The sequence below is a fragment of the Dyella solisilvae genome, assembly GCF_003351225.1.
Classification (GTDB): Bacteria; Pseudomonadota; Gammaproteobacteria; order Xanthomonadales; family Rhodanobacteraceae; genus Dyella; species Dyella solisilvae.
Genome location: NZ_QQSY01000002.1, coordinates 184,033 through 203,601, shown reverse-complemented (window position 1 = coordinate 203,601; position 19,569 = coordinate 184,033). Strand labels below are relative to the sequence as shown.

Below are 19,569 nucleotides of genomic sequence, written 5' to 3'. Positions count from 1 at the left end.
GCGGCGGCGTTTTCGTGAGCGATGGTTGCTGCAGTGCGGCGCAGGTTTGCGCACAATGCACCTCCCGGACCCGCGCGCGGCCTTCGATCCGCTGCCCCGGGATCCGCCCCATTCGACGCGCAATCAACAAGCTGGCATTCCTCATGCTCCTGATGATCGACAACTACGACAGCTTCACCTTCAACCTCGTGCAGTACCTGGGCGAGCTGGGACAGGAAGTGAAGGTGGTGCGCAACGACGCGTTGGACGTGGCCGGCATCCGGGCGCTGAAACCGTCGCACATCATGATTTCGCCCGGCCCGGGCACGCCGGATGACGCGGGTGTATCGCTCGACGTGCTGCGCGAGCTGGCAGGTGAGATCCCGGTGTTCGGCGTGTGTCTGGGGCACCAGGCGATCGGACAGGCCTTCGGCGGCAAGGTGATCCGCGCCAAGCAGATCATGCACGGCAAGACCTCGCCGGTGCGCCATCGCGGCCAGGGCGTGTTCGCCGGACTGCCTGACCCGTTCGAGGCCACGCGCTACCACTCGCTGGTGGTGGAGCAGTCCTCGCTGCCCGATTGCCTCGAAGTGACGGCGTGGACCGAGCACCCGGACGGTTCGATCGACGAGATCATGGGGCTGCGCCACAAGACGCTCAACGTCGAGGGCGTGCAGTTCCATCCCGAGTCGATCCTCACCCAGTACGGCCATGAACTGCTGCGCAACTTCCTCGGCCTGCCGTTGAAGCTCGCCGCATGAGCGCCGCGGCAACCAGCAAGCCGGTGGGCCGCCGCGTCACTATCACGCCGCAGGAGGCGCTGCAGCGCACGATCGAACATCGCGAGATCTTCCACGACGAGATGATCGAGCTGATGCGGCAGATCATGCGTGGCGAGGTGAGTCCGCTGATGACCGCGGCCATCATGACCGGCCTGCGCGTGAAGAAGGAGACCGTGGGCGAGATCACCGGCGCGGCGCGCGTGATGCGCGAACTGTCGGCCAAGGTGGACCTGCCTCCGCACGAGCATTTCGTGGACATCGTCGGCACCGGTGGTGACGGCGCCTCCAGCTTCAATATTTCCACCGCCTCGATGTTCGTCGCGGCGGCGGCCGGCGCGCGCATCGCCAAGCATGGCGGGCGCAGTGTGTCGTCCAAGTCAGGCAGCGCCGATGTGCTCGAGGCGCTGGGCGCGGTGATCGACCTCCAGCCTGCGCAAGTGGCTCAGTGCATGGAGGAGACCGGCATCGGCTTCATGTTCGCGCCCAACCATCATCCAGCGATGAAGGTCGTGGCGCCGGTGCGCAAGGAGATGGGCGTGCGCACGCTGTTCAACATTCTCGGGCCGCTGACCAACCCCGCGGGCGCCCCGAATATCCTGATGGGCGTGTTTCATCCGGACCTGGTTGGCATCCAGGTGCGCGTGCTGCAACAGCTTGGCGCAAGGCATGCGCTGGTGGTGTGGGGCCGCGATGGCATGGACGAAATCTCGCTGGGCGCCGCGACGCTGGTGGGCGAGCTGCGCGATGGCGAAGTGCACGAGTACGAAGTGGAGCCGGAGGACTTCGGCCTGGCCATGGCCTCCAGCCGCAACCTGCGCGTGGAAAACGCCGTGGAATCGCGCGCCATGCTGATCGAGGCGCTCGAAGGCCAACGCGGCGTGCCGCACGACATCGTGTGCCTCAATGCGGGCGCGGCGCTGTATGCGGCCAACGTGGTGGAGTCCATCGCCGCGGGCATCGAGCTCGCACGCAAGACCATTGCCAGTGGCGCGGCCCGTGCAAAAATGGACGCTTTCGTTGCGGCGACTCGACGGCTGGCGGAAGCCCGCTGACGCTCACGCCCTCTTCATGCCCCGACCCAGCAAGCTTGCATCATGACCGATATTCTTCAACGCATCCTGACCCGCAAGTCCGAAGAGGTCGCCGAGCGCAGCGCCAGGCTGCCGCTGGTCGAACTCTCCTCGCGGGTGAGCGACCTGCCCGAGACGCGCGGCTTTGCCGCGGCGATCGAGTCCAAAGTGGATGCCGGCCTGCCGGCGGTGATCGCCGAAGTGAAGCGCGCCAGTCCGAGCAAGGGCGTGATCCGTCACGACTTCGATCCGGCGGCGATTGCGCGCAGCTACGAGAGGGGCGGCGCGGCCTGCCTCTCGGTGCTGACCGATCGCGACTTCTTCCACGGCAGCGAAGACTTCCTGCAGCAGGCGCGTGATGCGTGCGCGCTGCCGGTGCTGCGCAAGGATTTCGTGATCGACCCTTACCAGGTCTACGAGGCGCGCGTGATTGGCGCGGACTGCATCCTGCTGATCGTCGCCGCGCTGGGCGACGCCGCCTTGCTGGAGCTGTCGCTGCTGGCGGCCGAGCTCGACCTGGACGTGCTGTGCGAAGTGCATGACGCGGAGGAGCTGGAGCGCGCGCTGGCCTTGCCGGTGCCGCTGATCGGCGTGAACAACCGCAACCTGCGCACTTTCCATACCTCGCTGGAAACCTCCATCGAGCTGCAGCAGTTGATGGAATACGACCGCATCCTGGTCAGCGAGTCGGGCATTCACACGCCCGATGACGTGGCCTTGCTGCGCGATGCCGGCATCAATGCGTTCCTGGTCGGAGAGGCGTTCATGCGCGCCGACGATCCGGGCGCCGAACTCAAGCGACTGTTCGACACCAAGTAAGGCCATGTCCACAGGGGAAACCAGTATTCAGCCGGTGGCGGCGGATGCCGTTGTGTCCGTACCGCGCACCGTGCTCTTCGACTTCGACGGCGTGCTGATCCACGGCGACGCCTTCTCTTTGTTCATGCGCGATAGCTATCGGCGCTCGACGCTGCGCAAGCTCGCCGCGGTGATGGCCTTGCCGTGGATGGCGCTGGCGGCGCCGTTCTCGCGCACGCTGGCGCTGCGCGCATTGGTGCACGTGGGCCTGTTGGGCCTGAGCGAGCGTCGCTACAAGGCGGCAGCCGAGGCGTTCGGCGCCGGCCTGGTGCGTCGGCCGCGCCAGTTCTGCCGCGATGGTCTCAACGTGCTTCGCCGGCACCAGGCCGATGGTGATCGGGTGATCGTCGTCACCGGTTGCGAGCATGTGCTGGTCAGCCACATCCTGCTGCAGCTGGGCATCGAGAACGTCGAGGTGCTGGCCTCGCAGCTGCGCCCGGGCCTGCTCGGCATGCGCGTGAAAGTGCACAACGTGGGGCGGCGCAAGACGGCCCAACTGGCTGCGGCGGGCGTTGGGGAGTGGCATGTGGCCTATAGCGATTCGCTGGTCGATGCCCCCATGCTGAAGCCCGCTGCCGAGGTCGTGCTGGTCAACGGCACGCCCAAGCTGTGCAAGAAGCTGGAGAAGGCGCTGGGGCGCACCATCACCCGCGTCGACTGGTTCTAGCCCGGTTCCGCCGCTGATGCTGGGGCGCGTTGCGCGTGAGGTCGGCGTGCGGCGCCGACACGCCGTGGGCTTGTCGCGCACAGGCATGAGTGGCGGATCGCCTTTCGCTTGCTGCGCGACGACGGCGGATTTACGTTAGCCAATACCTGTGCCCAGGGGCCAATCATGTACCTTCCTTCGCTCGCCCAATTGGCGCTTGGCAGTCGACTGAAGTCGCTCAGCGACCACTTCTACGGGGCGGTCGACGAGGTTTACCGCGCGTGTGGCGCTGGCGTGGAATCGCGCTGGTTCCCGGTGCTGCGTTTCCTATGGGAGCACGGTGAAACCACGGTCAGCGACGTGGCCACGGCCATCGGCCAGACCCACTCGGCGGTCAGCCAGCTCGCGGACAAGCTGGTCGAGGCCGGGCTGGTCCAGCGCAAGAAGGACGTGCAGGACGGACGCCGCAGCCTGCTGTTGCTGACCGAGCAGGGCCAGGCTGCGCTGGCTGCGCTGGGGCCGATCTGGGTGGCGGTGCGTCGCGGCATTGTTCGGTCGCTGGGCGAAGAGGGCCTGACCACGTTGTTGACGGCGCTGGCGGCCACCGAACAGTCATTGCGCGAGCGACCGGTGGTGGAGGCAATGCTGGCCGAGCACGCCGAGCTGGTCGCCGCCAAGCTCGAGATCGTGCCCTACGATCCTGCTCTCAAGGAGCACTTCTACCGGCTCAATGCGCAGTGGCTGGAGCGTCACTTCCGCATCGAGGACATCGACCGCGAGCTGCTCGGCGACCCTGAGCGCCACGTGCTGGCGCCGGGTGGCGTGATCTTCTTCGCGCGCCTGGCCGGCGAGGTGATCGGCACCTGCGCGCTGCTGCAGGAATCGCCGGGCGTGTATGAGCTCTCCAAGATGGGCGTGGACGAGACGTTCCGCGGCATGGGGGCGGGCCGCAGCCTGCTGGCCGCCGCGATCGCCGAATTCCATCGGCGCGACGGCAAGGAGCTGTTCCTCGAATCCAACAGCCGGCTCAAGACCGCGCTGCGCATGTACGAGCAGGTCGGCTTCGTGATGCAGCCGGCGGCGCGCCCGGGCTCGCACTACGAGCGGGCGGATGTGTACATGGTCTATGAGCCGAAGCAGGGCGCCACCGCCCGGGCGGGCGCGGCCAAGGGTTGATCGGTCGCGTCCCGATCGCCACCGCGGGGCGTCGCCCCGGCCGAGGCCGGGGGACGAGTGACGGCGGAACTACCTGAAGCCGTCGGATCCCAGAGGGGCTGCGACGAGGTCACAGCCCCGGCCTAGCGGCGGGGCGCTCAGCGCGTCCCGCGCACCACGATGGTCTTGCCGGCCACGTCGATCATGCGCTGCTCTTCGAGCTGCTTGAGCACGCGGCCCACCATTTCGCGGGAGCAACCCACGATGCGGCTGACTTCCTGGCGCGAGATGCGGATCTGGGTGCCGTCCGGGTGGGTCATCGCATCCGGCTCCTGGCACAGGTCCAGCAGCGTCTTGGAGATGCGGTTGGTCACGTCCATGAAGGCCATGCGGCTCACCTGGCGCGAGGTCCGCAGCAGGCGGTGCGTCAGTTGGGAGCCGATGGCGAACAGGATCTTGGGGCATTCCTCGCGCAGCGGGCCTTCCATCAGCTGGAACAGTCGCTCGTAGCTGATTTCGGCCATTTCGCAGGCGGTTCGCGTGCGCACCATCGACTCGCGCTGCGCCTGTTCCACGAACAGGCCCATCTCGCCGATGAACTGGCCGCGGCTCAGGTAGGCCAGGATCAGCTCACGCCCCTGTTCATCTTCCGTGCAGACGGCCAGCGAGCCGTCGACGATGTAATAAAGGGTGTTGGCCGGGTCGCCGGGCCGGATGATGGCCGTCTTGCCCGGGTAGCGGCGCCGGTGGCAAAGCGCCAGGAAGCGCTCCATCGAGGCCGGATCCGGAGCAAAGTTGGCCGGCGCCTGGGAACGTTCAAAAGCTTGCTGTAGCTGATATTTGAGTTGCGCCACGTTGAGTCCCGTCGATTCAAATCGGGGGGCGCGAGCGTCCCCTGATGGTCCAATCCTTCCCCCTCCGGGCATTATGGCAAACTAACTTGACCGGCCGAAGGTTCAGTTTTCCATTTTTTTGCCGCATACTTCACGGTCTTTCGGACGCGACCCCTCTGTCGCGCTCCGGTCACAAGGGTCGTGGAAGCTTCCTGCTTTCACGTTCAATTATCTAGCGGGGACCCTTGTAGCTAACCCGCCCTCTTGCTGTTGGCCGATTCTGGCCTGGAGAGCCGCCGTGGTGAAACCGCTTCCGCGCCTGCGTCTGCAGGGCTTCAACAATTTGACGAAGGCACTGAGCTTCAACATCTACGACATCTGCTACGCGGTGTCGGAAGAGCAGCGCCAGCGCTACATCGAGTACATCGATGAGCAGTACGACGCCGACCGCCTGACCCAGATCCTGACCGATGTGGCCGAGATCATCGGCGCGAACATCCTGAACATCGCACGTCAGGATTACGATCCGCAAGGCGCTTCCGTCACGATCCTCATTTCCGAGGAGCCGGTGGTGGAGAAACTCGGCCGCGACACGATCTCGGACGCGGTGGTCGCGCACCTGGACAAGAGCCACATCACCGTCCACACCTATCCGGAAACGCATCCGCACAACGGAATCGCAACATTCCGCGCCGACATCGACGTGGCCACCTGCGGCGTCATCTCGCCGCTGAAGGCCCTGAACTACCTGATCGACAGCTTCGAGTCGGACATCGTCATCGCCGACTACCGCGTGCGCGGCTTCACCCGCGACGTGAAGGGCAAGAAGCACTTCATCGACCACAAGATCAACTCCGTGCAGGACTACCTGGCCAAGCACATCCGCCAGAAGTACGAGATGTTCGACGTGAACGTCTATCAGGAGAACATGTTCCACACGAAGATGCACATCAAGGATTTCGACCTTGATACGTATCTGTTCGAGGCGCATGCCGACGACCTCTCGTTCAAGGAGCGCCAGCGCATCGAGTCGCTGCTGCGCCGCGAGATCGAGGAGTTGTTCCATGGGCGCAACCTGATGTGATTCACGAAAAACCCGCCGGAAGGCGGGTTTTTTTATGCCGTGAAGCGGAGTGGCACGCCTCCTTGCTGGCTTGGATAGAGGCGCGCTCTGTTCGTGACCGATATCGCCTCAGTTCTTCCTACCCGTCATCCCAGCGAAGGCTGGGATCCAGTGACTTGGCTTTTGGGTTTGTGGTCGGCGCGGCCGCCAGCGTGCCGCCTACGCGGCGAGCGTTTCGATCGTCTGCCGACGCTCGAGTCACTTTTCTTTTGCTGGCCCAAAAGAAAAGTAACCACCGAGATGGTGGCAATGCCCAAAGAAAATGGCCTTAAGGGCTCGTAGCGATATGCCAGATACCAGCCCTGTGGACTGCGGCCAGCCGGATCGGTGACGTGCTACCTCAGGGACAGCGGCTACCCCGCAACGCGCCGTCGCGGAGAGGGGGCGCAGCGCTGCCTGGCATACAAGCCTTGATGACGGCGGCAAGCCGAATTCATTTGCGTGCTACCTCTCGGCCAGCGGCTACACCGCGGGGCGGCGTCGTACTGAGGACTTAAAGCGACGTTCCTGCCACGCCACGCTGCACTGCTCTTTGCCCCCCTCTCCCCTTCGGGGAGAGGGCTGGGGTGAGGGGCGGGTGCTCGCGAGAGCAAGACCTATCTCAGTAAGGAGCCTGCCCTGAGCGCGAAAACGTTGCCCTAGTGGCGTTTGAGGATCGCCTCTACGCCTGTCGCGCCGATTAGATCCGGTACGCCACCGTCTTCATCACCATCGAAGAGAAGTGCATCAATCCCGGAATCGGGAACGGCAGCTCGATCCCGCCGCGCTCCCGCGCATCATGCGCGTGGCGGATTTCGTCAGCCTGCATCTGCTCCAGCACCGCGCGCGAACGTTCGTCCTGTGGTGGCAGCTTGTCGAGGTGCTCCTCAAGATGCGCCTCAACCTGGCGCTCGGTTTCCACCACGAAACCCAGGCTCACCGGGTCGCCGGCCAGCGCGGCGAGTGCGCCGATGGCGTAGCTGCCGGCGTACCACAGCGGGTTGAGCAGGCTGGGGCGGCTGTCGAGTTCTTTCAGGCGCTCGCTGCACCATGCAAGGTGGTCGGTTTCCTCGGATGCGGCGTGCTGCAGGTGCTGGCGGTTTTCTTCGTTGCGGGCCAGCGCGGCCTGGCCGTCGTACAGGGCCTGCGCGCAGACTTCGCCGGTGTGGTTGATGCGCATGAGGCCGGCCGCATGGCGACGCTCGGCATCGTCCATGTCCGCCTCGTCAAATGCCTCCGCGGGCGAGGGGCGCGCGGCTTCCGGCGCGCCGGCCACGGTTTCCATGGCGCGTTCGATGCCGGCCAGCAGGCGGTCGAGTGGGGAAAGCGTGCGAACGTTCATGGCGAATCCTCCAGTTGCTGCGCCAGCAGGGTCAGCGGGTGCATGTGCGGCCAGCGTCGGCCATCACCATCCATGCCGGCAGCCAGATGCAGGCGGCAACCGATATTGGACGACAACAATTGTTGTGGCGCCAAGGTGGCGATCTGTCCCAGCGTGGCGTCGCGCAGCCGCGCCGCACGTTCGGGAAATTCCAGCATGTGCGAGCCGGCTGCGCCGCAGCAGTAAGGGGCGCGCGGCGCCACCTGAAGATCCAGTTCCGGAATCCTCCGCAGCAGCGCCTGCAGCGCCGCGTCGCTGCGCGCGACGTTGACCTGGGTGCACGGCAAGTGCAGTGCGACGCGGCGTGCGAGCGGGCGAAAGCGCAGTTGCTCGGCGCGCGCCGCAAGCAGGGTCACCGGATCGACCACGGGAACACCAGGCAGGGCGCGACGCAGCGTGCCGAGGCAGCCCGGGGTGATCGAGGCCAGCTGTTGCGCGCCCGAGGCCTGCCAGGTCTCGCGCACTCGCTCGGCCAGGCGGTCGGCCGTGGCCATCTCGCCAGCGTGCAGATCCATCGCGCCACAGCAGAAGGCCGGCAACCGCGTGACGTGGTAGCCGGCGGCACGCAGGAGAGTCATGGCGTCCGCTTCCGCCGCGGCGTCCTCCACGCTGGCCACGCAGCCAGGGAAGAGCGCCACCACGGGCTGGCCCGCAGGCGATTTGTCTTCATGCATGGATACGTCCGGCGCGGATCGCTCCGGTAGCGTATCGAGCGCGGCGCGCCAGGCCGAGTTGGCTGGCAGGCGGGCGCTCAGCCGCGCCTTCCAGCGGGCAAGCCCGGTGGCGCTGGCGACACGCGAAGCGAGCCGCAACAATGTGGGCTGCCTGAGCAAGGCCAGCAGCTCGCGCGGCCGATTGGGCATCGGGCCGATCAGCGCGCGTGTCTCCACCAGCAGCTCGTCGTACTTCACGTTGGCCGGGCACACGCGCTGGCAATTGAGGCAGCCCAGACAGTGGTCCAGATGCGTGCGCAGAGCGGCCGTGGGCTCGGCATCGCCCCGGGCCAGCGCCGCCGCGATAGCGATGCGTCCGCGCGGCGACTCCACTTCGTTGCCGTCCAGACCATAGGTCGGGCACGTAGGAAGGCACAGCCCGCACTGAACGCACTGGTCGGCGAGGGCGGCGATCGTCTGTTTTCGAGTGAGGGGGGGCTTTTCAAGCGCCATGGACATCATGCTATCATTGCCAGCTCGCACCCCACCGGTCGGTGGGCTTGCGCGATTGATGAAAACTCCGTTATCATCTCGCGCCTTTGTTCCACCGATTACGTGTACCGCCCTTGAGGCGGCAGACTAGGTATTCTGAAATGAAAACGTTCAGCGCCAAGCCGGAAAGCGTCAAGCGCGATTGGTTCGTGATTGATGCGACGGATAAGACGCTCGGTCGTCTGTCGACCGAGATCGCCCGCCGTCTGCGTGGCAAGCACAAGCCGGAATTCACCCCGCACGTCGACACCGGCGATTACATCGTTGTGGTCAACGCCGAGAAGGTGGCCGTCACCGGCGCCAAGCTGGACGACAAGATGTACCACCGCTTCACCGGCTACGTCGGCAACCTGAAGACCACCAGTCTGAAGGACATGCTGGCGACCCACCCGGAGCGCGTCATCGAAATCGCCGTCAAGGGCATGCTGCCGAAGAATCCGCTCGGCCGCGCGATGTACCGCAAGCTCAAGGTGTACGGCGGCGCCGAACATCCGCATACCGCTCAGCAGCCGCAGGCGCTGGAAATCTAAGGAATCATGATGGCGATCCAGCAGAATTACGGCACCGGCCGCCGCAAGACCTCCGCCGCTCGCGTGTTCCTGCGCAAGGGCACCGGCGCGATCACGGTCAACGGCAAGACCCTCGACCAGTTCTTCGGTCGTGAAACCTCGCGCATGATCGTGCGTCAGCCGCTTGAGCTGATCGAGGCCACGGACAAGTTCGACGTCAACGTCACCGTCGCCGGCGGTGGCATCACCGGCCAGGCTGGCGCGATCCGTCTCGGTATCGCCCGCGCCCTGATCGAGTACGACGAAAGCCTGAAGTCCCAGCTCCGCAAGGCTGGCTTCGTGACCCGCGACGCCCGCGAGGTCGAGCGCAAGAAGGTCGGTCTGCACAAGGCCCGCCGCGCTACCCAGTTCTCGAAGCGCTAATCGCGCTTCGACTGGCCGGTGCATCAAGTCAGAGCGCACCGCTCAGCAGGGTTTTGGGAGATCGTCTAACGGTAGGACAACGGACTCTGACTCCGTTTATCTAGGTTCGAATCCTAGTCTCCCAGCCAAAAACAAAAAGCCCGCCTTTATGGCGGGCTTTTTGTTTTTCGTTGGGAGGGTCGGGAGGCGAACCTCGTTCGACAAATTCGTCTGGAACGAATTTGGACAGCGCGCAGCGCTGGCCACGGAGTGCGCAGCGCGGAGGGGTGAGCCCCATGGATGGGGCGAACAATCCAGGCCTTCAAGCCACAGTGCCCTTCCTGACAGCACGCTCTTGCAGCCATTTTTCGCTGGGGTACTCCGGCGCCCGACCTGCCTCGAAATTCGAACAAAACAGCCTTGTCCTGCGCACCACTGGCGGAGCATGGTTAGTTGCGCCAACGCCAACACTCCCATTCACACCCCACGTACACCCAAACCCGGAACCTTCCCCGTGCCGGCGACCATCACGCTGGCGCGCCAGGGATGTAATGCCGGAATGCTTCAGTCCACCACGCCGCAAGTGGATGCCAAGCCTGAGGAGCCCGCCGGTCAGCCGCGCGAATCCGGCATCCTGGCGCCGTTGCGTGTGGCGGTGTTCCGCAACATCTGGTTCGCCAACCTGGCGGGCAATCTGGGGACCTGGGCGCAGTCCGTGGCGGTGGCGTGGGTGATTACTGCTGGCCATGCCGGACCGGTTCAGGTGGCGATGGTGCAGGTGGCGTCGGCCGCGCCCCTCGTGCTGTTGTCGATCGCCACGGGCGTGCTGGCGGACAACTACGACAAGCGGAAGATCATGCTCGCGGGGCAGGTGGTGGAGATGACCGGCGCTGTCTTCCTCACCGCACTCGCTTTCATCGGGCGGCTCGATCCGACCTTGCTGATCCTGGCCGTACTATGGATCTCGCTCGGCAGCGCCATCACCGTGCCAGCGTGGCAATCGGCGGTCGGCGAGCAGGTGCCGCACGAGATGGTGGGCTCGGCGGTGCTGCTGAATGGCGTGAACTACAACGTCGCGCGGGCGGTTGGTCCCGCGCTGGGCGGTGTGATGCTCAGCGTGCTGGCGCCCAGTTGGGTGTTCTTGCTCAATACGTTCTCCTACGTCGGCCTGCTGTTCGCCTTGTGGCAATGGCGGCACGTGCTGCCCGAACGCCGGCTTCCGCCCGAGGGTATCCGCGAGGGCATGGTGGCGGCCCTGCGCTTCACCTGGAATTCCACGGTGACCCGGCTGGCGATGTTGCGCTCCTTCATGTTCGGCTTCACGGCGAGCGTGATCTGGGCGTTGCTGCCCCTGGTGGCGCGCGAACATCCGGGCGGCGACGCGGCGCTGTATGGATACATGCTCGGCACGCTGGGGGTGGGCGCCATCATCGGCAGCGTACTGGTGCCGAGACTGCGCGGGGCGATAGGCTCGAGTCGCCTGATCAGCGTGGCGGCAGGCACATTGTCAGTGATGGTCGCGCTGGTGGCTTACGGGCGCACGCTCGAGGTGATGATGCCGGCGCTCGGTGTGGCCGGCGCCTGCTGGATCGCCGCGCTCACCGAATACAACTCGAACGTGCAATTGCTGGTGCCAAGCTGGGTGAAGGCCCGTGCGCTGGCGCTGTACCAGACCGCGCTGTTTGCAGGCCTGGCGAGTGGTTCGTTCCTGTGGGGCCATCTGGCGGCGAGCATGAGCGTGTCCGGCGCGATGCTGAGTTCGGCGATCGTCATGGCGATCACCACTATGCTGGCCTATCACTCGCAGTTTCCGCAGCTTGATGCCGCCGCCATGAAGTTGGTGATGTGGAACCGGACCCACGCGCCAGAGCTGGTGTTCAACCACGAGCAAGGCGATGTGGCGATGTCGATCGAATACCACATCCCCGCCGAACGCGTGGGCCAGTTCGTGGCGCTGGCCGATTCGCTGCGCCGCTTGCGGCTGCGCAATGGCGGTCGCTATTGGGGCATGTTTCGCGACCTCCGCGACGAACGGGTGTGGCGCGAAGTGCTGCTGGTGGAGAACTGGCTGCAACACCTGCGCATGCTCGACCGCATGACGCTTGCGGACAAGGCGCTGATCGAACAGGTGAGGGCGCTGCATGACGGCGAGGAGCCGCCGCGCATCACCCTGAGCGTGACGTACCAGTCGATTCGCTATGACGACGATCGCAGGGACGCGGGTGCTGACGTTTAGACGTCCATCCAGCATCGCGCCTACAGGATCTTGTTCCGCCCATCGCAAGTTCATGTGTATCGAAAAAGCGACATGCGTGATGTTTGTCGCAGAATCGGTGAGATTTGGACGTCGTTCCTGCCGACTGAAAGGTGGACGAAAGCAAACGGCCCGTAACGATGGAAAAGCCGCTCGGCCTTTCTCTGGCCGCGTCGTATGGGAGGCGGCAAAGCAATTTCTTGCGTAGGTCCATGGGCCACCCTCAACGTAGGGGGCGTTGGCGTCGTGCGTCCGGACGACCTTTCCGAAACCTTTTCGTGGGAGGAAGCAACGTGAGATTCAAATCCACATGCGGTCGGGTGACCGCGAGAGCACTGCTTACGCTGTTGGCGGCAGGCATGGGCGCCACCTATGCCACGCACGCACAGGCAGGGACCATTGGTCTGCTGTCCGCGCCCCAGGTGAAGCAGGCGCCCAACGACAACGATCGCGTCTCGTTGCCGGGCAACGTGTCGCCGTTCGCTACGGCGGAAAACGACCGCGGCGCGGTCGCCGACAGCCAGTCGCTGGAGCATCTGCAGCTGCTGTTGAAGCGCCCCGCCGATCGCGAGACCGCGCTTGAGCAGTTCATGCAGGCGCAGCAGACCAAGGGTTCGCCGAACTACCGCCAGTGGCTGACGGCCGAACAGTTCGGCCAGCAGTACGGGCCCTCGCAGCTGGACATCGATGCGGTGACGAGCTGGCTGAAGTCACACGGCTTCACGGTGAACCAGGTCTATCCCGGCGGCACCATGATCGACTTCTCGGGTACCGCGGGGCAGGTGCGCAGCGCCTTCCGCACCGAGATCCACCACCTGAACGTGGGCAATGTCGCGCACATCGCCAACATGAGCGATCCGCAGATTCCGGCGGCGTTCGCTGGCGTGGTGCAGGGTCTGGTGTCGCTGCACGACTTCCGCCCGCATACGAACTTCAAGCCGCACAGTGATTACACCTTCACCAGCAGCGGCAGCACCTATCAGGCGGTGGTGCCGGCCGACCTGGCCAAGATCTACAACTTCACGCCGCTGTTCAACGCGGGCATCACCGGTACGGGCCAGACCATCGTGCTGATCGAGGACACCAACGTGTACTCGACCGCCGATATCACGACCTTCCGCTCGACCTTCGGCTTGCCGACGGCGACCTTCACCCAGGTTCACCCGGGCAGCTGCACCAATCCGGGCGTGGTGACGGGCAATGACGGCGAAGCCGAACTGGATGTGGAATGGGCCGGCGCCGCGGCGCCGGGCGCGACGCTGGAGCTGGCTTCGTGCAAGGACACCACCACGACCTTCGGTGGCCTGATCGCCATCCAGAACCTCATCAATGCGTCCGGCACGCCGCCGGCCATCATGAGCGTGAGCTATGGCGAGTGCGAGGCGGCGAATGGGGCCACGGCCAATGCGGCGTACGTCTCCACCTATCAGCAGGCGGCGGCGGAAGGCGTCTCGGTGTTCGTGTCCTCCGGTGACGAAGGCGCGGCGAGCTGCGACGCCAACCAGACCAAGGCGACGCATGGCATCGGCGTGAGCGGTTTCGCCTCCACCCCGTACAACGTGGCGGTGGGCGGCACCGATTTCGGCGATACCTATGCCGGCACCAACAGTTCGTACTGGAGCTCCACCAACGGCTCGACCTATGGCTCGGCGTTGTCGTACGTCCCGGAAATCCCGTGGAACGACTCCTGCGCCAGCGTGCTCATCAGCACCAAGAGCGGCTACAGCACGCCGTACGGCACCAGCGGCTTCTGCAACAGCGCCACCGGCAAGGCCTACTACCTGACCACCGCGTCCGGCAGTGGCGGTCCCAGTGGTTGCGCGAGTGGCACGGCCACCACCAGCGGCGTGGTAAGCGGTACTTGCAAAGGCACGGCGAAGCCTTCCTGGCAGTCTGGCTTCCTCGGCAACCCTGCCGATGGCGTGCGTGACATCCCGGACGTCTCGCTGTTTGCCGCCAACGGTGTGTGGGGCCACTACTACGTCTACTGCTACACCAACACGGCGGGCGGCGGCGTGGCTTGCACGGGCGCGCCGAGCGCCTGGGCGGGCGCCGGTGGCACCTCGTTCGCGTCACCGATCATGGCGGGCATCCAGGCGTTGGTGAACCAGAAGATCGGCGCCAGCGTGGGCAACCCGAACCCGACGCTGTATTCGCTCGCCGCCACCGAGTACGGCAGCAGCGGCAGCAGCTCGTGCAACTCCAGCAACGGCAACGGCGCCGGGGCGAGCTGCATCTTCTATGACGTGACCCTGGGCGATATCGACCTGGACTGCACCGGCACGCACAGCTGCTACCGCCCCTCGGGCACGTACGGCGTGCTGTCGACCTCGACCACCAGCTATGCCAAGGCGTATGGCACGGGCACCGGCTGGGACTTCGCCACAGGCATCGGCTCGGTCAATGCGGCCAACCTGGTGAACGCATGGCCATGATGGCCTGATCGTGTAAGTGGATGCTTGAAACCAAGGCGCCTCCCGGGAAACCGGGAGGCGTTTTGCCGTGGCGTGTGCATTGCGCTTTGTTGCCGTGTGCACTGGCCGGTGTGCCGTTGCCTGATTGCCATGCGCGGTCGATACGCAGGATTCGCGTATGCCGACGATGCATGCAGAGCCGCCCCGGCGAGCGCGGGAACACCATCGCCGTGCGGTACCCCTGCGGGCGGCGCCAACGAAAACGCCCCGCGGCAGGCGCAGGGCGTTCGATCGGGTCAGATTTAAAATGCTGGCGTCAGAGCAGCTTGTCACCCACCAACACCACATCCGCCGCACGGCGCGCGAACAGACCGACGCTGACGATGCCGGGGATCTGGTTGAGATCGTTCTCCAGCGACACCGGATCGACGATCTGCCAGCCATGCACGTCGATGATCCAGTTGCCGTTGTCGGTGACCACGCCGTCGCGCCACACCGGATTGCCGCCACGCTTGACGATCTCGCGACCGATCAGGCTGCGCGCCATCGGGATGACCTCGATCGGCAGCGGAAACTTGCCCAGCACGTCGACCTTTTTGCTGGAGTCGATGATGCACACGAACTTGTCGCTGGCCTCGGCCACGATCTTCTCGCGCGTGAGCGCGGCGCCGCCGCCCTTGATCAGGCGCTTGTGCGGGTCGCATTCGTCGGCGCCATCCACGTAAAGCGTGAGCGAGCCGGTGGCGTTGAGATCAAGCACCGGGATGCCCAGCCGCTTGAGGTGCGCGGTGGACTGTTCGGAGCTCGACACGGCGCCTTGGATGCGGTCCTTCAGGTCCGCCAGCGCGTCGATGAAGTAGGCGACAGTGGAACCGGTGCCGACGCCGACGATGGCGCCGTCCTCCACGTAGCGGATGGCGGCTTCGCCGGCCTGGCGTTTTTCGTTGGCGTTGCTCATGGGTAGGTTCCGGTAGGAGGGGAAATCATTCCAGCGTGAGAATGTGCCGCCATTCGTTCGAGGCCACCGGCATCACCGACAGGCGGTTGCCCTTGCGCACCAGCGGCATCTCGACCAGCGCCGGATCGCCCTGCAGTTCCCTCAGGCTGATGGTGCGCTTGAGCTTTTTGATGAACTTCACTTCCACCAGCATCCAGCGCGGATTGTCGCGCGAGCTGGCGGCGTCGAAGTACTTGCTCTTGGGATCGAACTGGCTCGGGTCCGGGTACGCGTCGGTGGCCACTTCCGCGATGCCGACGATGCCGGGCTGCTCGCAGTTGGAGTGGTAGAAGAAAATCTTGTCGCCGACCCGCATGCCATCGCGCATGAAGTTGCGCGCCTGGTAGTTGCGCACGCCGTCCCATGCTTCCTGGCCTTTGCGCTTGAGGTCGTCGATGGAAAACGCGTCCGGCTCGGACTTCATCAACCAGTGTTGGGTGGATCTGGTCATGCGTGGGCTTCTCCGTCCTCGCCGTGGGCGTGGCAGTCGATCAGTTCGCGGTCGGTGGCGATGTAGTCCAGCGGTACGTCCCAGGGCTGCTCGTCGATTAGCGGCAGCTCCTGGAAAGCATAGGCGATGCCCACCAGCAGCGGTTCGGTGGGGCGGACCTGGTCATTGAGGAAGCCGAAGGCGCGATCATAAAAACCGCCACCGGTACCCAGGCGGTTGCCGCGGCGGTCAAACGCCAGCAGGGGCACCAGCACCAGGTCCAGTTGGAACGGTTCGAGCAATTCGGTGGGCGTAGTCGGTTCCGGGATCCCGTAGCGATTGGGCGCCACGTCCTGCCCGGCCTGCCACGGGGCGAAGCGCAGGTGGTGGTTGGGGCCGATCACCGGCAACAGGAACTGTTGGCTGCGGGTGGCCAGCGGCGGAATCACCAGATTCAGCGGAAGCTCGCCGTCGCAGGCCCAGTATCCGGCCACGCGGGCATCAGTCAGGTATTCAGGTAGCTGCTCGAGGCTGCGCCGCAGGCCCTGGGCCGCGGCGATCCGCTGCGGGGGCGTCAGTGCGCGGCGCTGGCCGGCCAGTTGCCGGCGTAGTTCGCGTCGCTGGGCGATGGCGTCCACGTGCGCGTCTCCTTGAAAAGCCTGCCGCGTATTTTTCCATAGTTCGCGTCGTTCGCCCTTGGCCGGGATGAGACGCGAAGATGGGGATCCGGCTTGGGCGGGCCTGCGGGTGGCCCTGTGCCGCACGGCGCCCTGAGGCGCCGTGCGATGGGGAATGAGGTGGCGTTAACCGCGATGCCGCTGCCCACCAAACGACCTTGATCCACGATGGATCAGGTGGGAGAGCTACATGGTCTCAAGGCTTTCCGCGCGCGGCGGACATGCACAACAACCGATGAAAAGCCGACCCGGGGCCGTATTTAGGAACAAGGCAAATGTAAGAGTGTGCTGGCGCACACCGCAGAAAACGCCGTGGACTATTTTATGTGGGCGTCCAGTGCGGCTTCAAGCTTGCGACGCAAATTGGCCAGGCCGTCAGTCACGCTCTGATCAGTGCCGGTGTGCTGCTTGCGCAAGGCGAGGAATTCGTGCGTCACGCTGATCGCGGCCAGCACCGCCAGGCGATCGAAGCCCGGGGCCCTTGCATTGGCGCGCAGCTCGCGCATCTTGCGATCGAGGTAGGCGGCCGATTCCAGCAGGCCTTCGCGCTCTTCCGGCGCACAGGCGATGAGAAATTCTCGATCGACCAGTCGCAGGGCGACCGGTTCGTTGGGAGTGGCGCCCGCGTTGTTCTCAGCCATTGTTCTCGAGCGCCTTCAGTCGCTGGATCATCGCTTCGACGCGGCTGCGCGCCTGCTCGTTGCGGGCCATCAGGCCTGCGCGCTCGCTGGCCAGGTGTTCCTGGCTGTGGCGCAGGCTGCGGTTCTCTTCGGAGAGGCGACGCACGGTATCCAGCAACCGGTCGACCTGTTCGCCGAGGGCTGCAAGCTCCTGCTTGACGGGGTCTGGCTTGACGGGATCGGGCGCGCTCATGGAAAGGAACTATAGCAGGAGGATTGGCGAATTCAGCAGGCTCGGCGGCGTTTCGCCAGGCCCTGCATTAAACTGCGAACTTGCCTTGAAAGGAGTGCCCCATGGCCGCGAACGAGATCATCGGCTATGACGAACTGGACGCCGCCGTCGGCCGCCTGAAGCTGGGCGTGGACCCCGCCGAACTGCATGGATCGCTTTGCGGTTTCCTGGCAGGCGGAGGCCGCGTCGGCAGGCAGTCCGTGATTGAGACCCTGCACCTGGATGCCGAGGCGGCCACCCCGTCGGCGGCGGACCAGATCTTCCTCGAGCGCCTGGTCAAGCAGACCGGCGCGGAGCTGGCCGACCCGGAGTTGGGCTTTGAGCCGCTGCTGCCGCCCGACGATCGCCCGCTGCCCGAGCGCGCGGACGCGCTGGTTGACTGGTGCCGTGGTTTCCTCGGCGGTTTCGGTCTGGCTGGCGCCGAGGCGCACGGCAAGCTGTCCGACGAGGCGCAGGAGATCCTGCGTGACCTCGCCACCATCGCCTCGTCGTCGTTCGATTTCGGCGACGAGGGTGAGGATGAGGATGCCCTGATCGAGGTGCACGAATTCGTGCGCATGGGCGCCATGTTGCTGTTCGCCGAGTGCGCCAGGCCGCCGTCCCAACCCAGCGACACCGTGCATTGAGCATCTCGCCCGAGGAATTCGCCCGCCGTCGCCGCCAGCTGATGCGCATGGCGGGCGAAGATGCCGTGCTGCTGATCGCCGCCGCGCCCGAGCGCGTGCGCAACGCCGATGCCAACTGGCCGTACCGGCAGGATTCGGATCTGCACTACCTCGCCGGCTTCCCCGAGCCGGACGCGGTGCTGGCGCTGCTGCCGGGCCGCAAGCATGGCGAGGCGGTGCTGTTCTGCCGCGAGCGTGACGAAGCGCACGAGCGCTGGCATGGCGAGTCCATCGGTACCGAGCGGGCAGTCAGCCAGCACGGCATGGACGATGCTTTCCCGATCGATGACATCGATGACATCCTGCCCGGCATGATCGAAGGCCGGGGCAGGGTGTACTGCCACTTCGGCCGCGAACCGGAATTCGACGCCCGCCTGCTGGGCTGGATGCGCCGACTGCGTCAGCTGCGTGGCGGTGGCGTGGTGCCCAAGGAATTCGTCGCGCTGGGTCATCTGCTGCACGATCTGCGGCTGTACAAATCGCGCGGCGAACTGAAGCTGATGCGCACGTCCGCCGACATCGCCGCGGACGCGCACCTGGCGGCGATGCGGGCGGCGCTCAGCGGTCGCCATGAATACGAAGTGGAGGCCGAAATCCTGCGCGTGATGCGCAGCCGCGGTGCGGTGCCGGCTTTCCCGCCCATCGTCGCCGGCGGCGCCAATGCCTGCGTGATGCACTACACCGCCAATCGCGCGACCTTGCGCGAGGGCGAGTTGCTGCTGGTGGACGCCGGCGCCGAAGTGGACTGCTATGCGTCCGACATCACCCGCACCTTTCCCGTCGGCGGCCGTTACTCGCGCGAACAGCGAGCGCTCTACGAGGTGGTGCTGGCCGCCCAGATGGCGGCCATCGACGAGGTGCTGCCGGGCCGTGACTTCAACGCCGCGCACGAGGTGGCGGTGCGGGTGATCGCCGAGGGCCTGTGCGCGCTGGGGCTGATCAAGGGCGACGCGGACGCAGCCATCGCCGAGGGTAGCTACAAGCGCTTTTTCCCCTCCAAGACGGGCCACTGGCTGGGCCTGGACGTGCATGACGTGGGCGACTACCGCGTGGATGGCGAGCCGCGGCTGCTGGAGCCGGGCATGGTGGTCACGGTCGAGCCGGGCATCTATGTGCCGCCGGGCGACGTCAGCGTGGATGCCCGCTGGCGCGGGATCGGCATCCGCATCGAGGACGACGTGGCGGTGACCCGCGACGGCAACGATGTGCTGACTTCCGGCGTGCCCAAGGATGCCGACGAAATCGAGGCGCTGCTGGCTTCGCGCTGATCGTGCTGCTGGCGCAGGTCGACCCTGCGC

Annotated in this window: 20 protein-coding genes, 1 tRNA gene and 1 other RNA gene; 13 read left to right on the top strand and 9 right to left on the bottom strand. The window is 65.5% G+C overall.

Annotated elements, in window-relative coordinates:
* The first annotated feature begins 143 nt into the window (after nucleotides 1-143).
* The 5 genes from DVT68_RS08240 to DVT68_RS08220 all read left to right on the top strand — a co-directional run bounded on the left by DVT68_RS08240 (nucleotide 144) and on the right by DVT68_RS08220 (nucleotide 4,511).
* On the top strand, nucleotides 144-740 hold the full coding sequence (locus tag DVT68_RS08240) for an anthranilate synthase component II (protein WP_114824604.1): 597 nt from the start codon (nucleotides 144-146) through the stop codon (nucleotides 738-740).
* The gene (gene trpD / locus DVT68_RS08235) at nucleotides 737-1,813 is read left to right on the top strand and encodes an anthranilate phosphoribosyltransferase (RefSeq protein ID WP_114824603.1); all 1,077 of its coding nucleotides are present in this window, start codon (nucleotides 737-739) and stop codon (nucleotides 1,811-1,813) included. Before DVT68_RS08240 ends, trpD begins: the two co-directional genes overlap by 4 nt.
* 42 nt (nucleotides 1,814-1,855) lie before the next feature.
* Nucleotides 1,856-2,650, top strand: coding sequence for an indole-3-glycerol phosphate synthase TrpC (gene trpC, locus DVT68_RS08230; protein ID WP_114824602.1), 795 nt, complete (start codon nucleotides 1,856-1,858; stop codon nucleotides 2,648-2,650).
* A 4-nt stretch (nucleotides 2,651-2,654) separates the two neighbouring features.
* Nucleotides 2,655-3,356 carry a haloacid dehalogenase-like hydrolase gene (locus tag DVT68_RS08225; RefSeq protein ID WP_114824601.1) on the top strand — a complete coding sequence of 234 codons (702 nt, stop codon included), beginning with the start codon at nucleotides 2,655-2,657 and terminating at the stop codon, nucleotides 3,354-3,356.
* Between the two features lie 165 nt (nucleotides 3,357-3,521).
* The gene (locus tag DVT68_RS08220; protein ID WP_114824600.1) at nucleotides 3,522-4,511 is read left to right on the top strand and encodes a bifunctional helix-turn-helix transcriptional regulator/GNAT family N-acetyltransferase; all 990 of its coding nucleotides are present in this window, start codon (nucleotides 3,522-3,524) and stop codon (nucleotides 4,509-4,511) included.
* 137 nt (nucleotides 4,512-4,648) lie between these two features.
* Here the strand turns inward: DVT68_RS08220 and crp are convergent, their stop codons facing one another.
* Nucleotides 4,649-5,344 carry a cAMP-activated global transcriptional regulator CRP gene (crp, locus tag DVT68_RS08215; protein ID WP_038623363.1) on the bottom strand — a complete coding sequence of 232 codons (696 nt, stop codon included), beginning with the start codon at nucleotides 5,342-5,344 and terminating at the stop codon, nucleotides 4,649-4,651.
* Nucleotides 5,345-5,621: 277 nt separating this feature from the next.
* Here crp and speD point away from each other — a divergent pair, with 277 nt between their 5' ends.
* Nucleotides 5,622-6,407: an adenosylmethionine decarboxylase gene (speD, locus tag DVT68_RS08210; RefSeq protein WP_019465856.1), complete on the top strand. Its 786-nt coding sequence runs from the start codon at nucleotides 5,622-5,624 to the stop codon at nucleotides 6,405-6,407.
* 718 nt (nucleotides 6,408-7,125) lie between these two features.
* Here speD and coq7 read toward each other — a convergent pair.
* Together coq7 and DVT68_RS08200 are read right to left on the bottom strand one after the other, a co-directional pair.
* Nucleotides 7,126-7,767: a 2-polyprenyl-3-methyl-6-methoxy-1,4-benzoquinone monooxygenase gene (coq7, locus tag DVT68_RS08205; RefSeq protein WP_114824599.1), complete on the bottom strand. Its 642-nt coding sequence runs from the start codon at nucleotides 7,765-7,767 to the stop codon at nucleotides 7,126-7,128.
* On the bottom strand, nucleotides 7,764-8,972 hold the full coding sequence (locus DVT68_RS08200) for a (Fe-S)-binding protein (RefSeq protein WP_233523399.1): 1,209 nt from the start codon (nucleotides 8,970-8,972) through the stop codon (nucleotides 7,764-7,766). The genes coq7 and DVT68_RS08200 overlap by 4 nt, the downstream gene beginning before the upstream one ends.
* Nucleotides 8,973-9,112: 140 nt before the next feature.
* On the opposite strand from DVT68_RS08200, the gene rplM reads away from it, so the two are divergent.
* From rplM to DVT68_RS08175, 5 genes are all read left to right on the top strand, one after another.
* A complete protein-coding gene (rplM, locus tag DVT68_RS08195; protein WP_019463923.1) occupies nucleotides 9,113-9,541 on the top strand; it encodes a 50S ribosomal protein L13 in 429 nt (142 codons plus the stop codon).
* A gap of 9 nt (nucleotides 9,542-9,550) precedes the next feature.
* Nucleotides 9,551-9,943, top strand: coding sequence for a 30S ribosomal protein S9 (gene rpsI, locus DVT68_RS08190; RefSeq protein WP_074546260.1), 393 nt, complete (start codon nucleotides 9,551-9,553; stop codon nucleotides 9,941-9,943).
* A 54-nt stretch (nucleotides 9,944-9,997) separates the two neighbouring features.
* Nucleotides 9,998-10,071: transfer RNA gene (locus DVT68_RS08185), tRNA-Gln, on the top strand.
* Between the two features lie 365 nt (nucleotides 10,072-10,436).
* Entirely contained in the window at nucleotides 10,437-12,158 is a 1,722-nt protein-coding gene (locus DVT68_RS08180) for an MFS transporter (protein WP_199536010.1), read from the top strand.
* Nucleotides 12,159-12,535: 377 nt separating this feature from the next.
* Nucleotides 12,536-14,611, top strand: coding sequence for a S53 family peptidase (locus DVT68_RS08175; RefSeq protein WP_158543467.1), 2,076 nt, complete (start codon nucleotides 12,536-12,538; stop codon nucleotides 14,609-14,611).
* Between the two features lie 295 nt (nucleotides 14,612-14,906).
* On the opposite strand, the gene rpiA is transcribed toward DVT68_RS08175, so the two are convergent.
* The 6 genes from rpiA to DVT68_RS08145 all read right to left on the bottom strand — a co-directional run bounded on the left by rpiA (nucleotide 14,907) and on the right by DVT68_RS08145 (nucleotide 17,567).
* A complete protein-coding gene (rpiA, locus tag DVT68_RS08170) occupies nucleotides 14,907-15,548 on the bottom strand; it encodes a ribose-5-phosphate isomerase RpiA (protein WP_114824595.1) in 642 nt (213 codons plus the stop codon).
* A 25-nt stretch (nucleotides 15,549-15,573) separates the two neighbouring features.
* Entirely contained in the window at nucleotides 15,574-16,038 is a 465-nt protein-coding gene (locus DVT68_RS08165) for an EVE domain-containing protein (protein WP_114824594.1), read from the bottom strand.
* Nucleotides 16,035-16,655, bottom strand: a complete 621-nt coding sequence (locus tag DVT68_RS08160; protein ID WP_114824593.1) for a 5-formyltetrahydrofolate cyclo-ligase — start codon at nucleotides 16,653-16,655, stop codon at nucleotides 16,035-16,037. Before DVT68_RS08160 ends, DVT68_RS08165 begins: the two co-directional genes overlap by 4 nt.
* Nucleotides 16,656-16,817: 162 nt before the next feature.
* Nucleotides 16,818-17,004, bottom strand: a non-coding RNA gene (gene ssrS / locus DVT68_RS08155) — 6S RNA.
* Nucleotides 17,005-17,011: 7 nt separating this feature from the next.
* Entirely contained in the window at nucleotides 17,012-17,335 is a 324-nt protein-coding gene (locus DVT68_RS08150; protein WP_114824592.1) for a cell division protein ZapA, read from the bottom strand.
* The gene (locus tag DVT68_RS08145; RefSeq protein ID WP_114824591.1) at nucleotides 17,328-17,567 is read right to left on the bottom strand and encodes a TIGR02449 family protein; all 240 of its coding nucleotides are present in this window, start codon (nucleotides 17,565-17,567) and stop codon (nucleotides 17,328-17,330) included. Before DVT68_RS08145 ends, DVT68_RS08150 begins: the two co-directional genes overlap by 8 nt.
* 101 nt (nucleotides 17,568-17,668) lie before the next feature.
* Here DVT68_RS08145 and DVT68_RS08140 point away from each other — a divergent pair, with 101 nt between their 5' ends.
* Nucleotides 17,669-18,232, top strand: coding sequence for a UPF0149 family protein (locus DVT68_RS08140; RefSeq protein WP_114824590.1), 564 nt, complete (start codon nucleotides 17,669-17,671; stop codon nucleotides 18,230-18,232).
* Entirely contained in the window at nucleotides 18,229-19,539 is a 1,311-nt protein-coding gene (locus tag DVT68_RS08135) for an aminopeptidase P N-terminal domain-containing protein (protein ID WP_114824589.1), read from the top strand. Before DVT68_RS08140 ends, DVT68_RS08135 begins: the two co-directional genes overlap by 4 nt.
* Nucleotides 19,540-19,569: the final 30 nt, after the last annotated feature.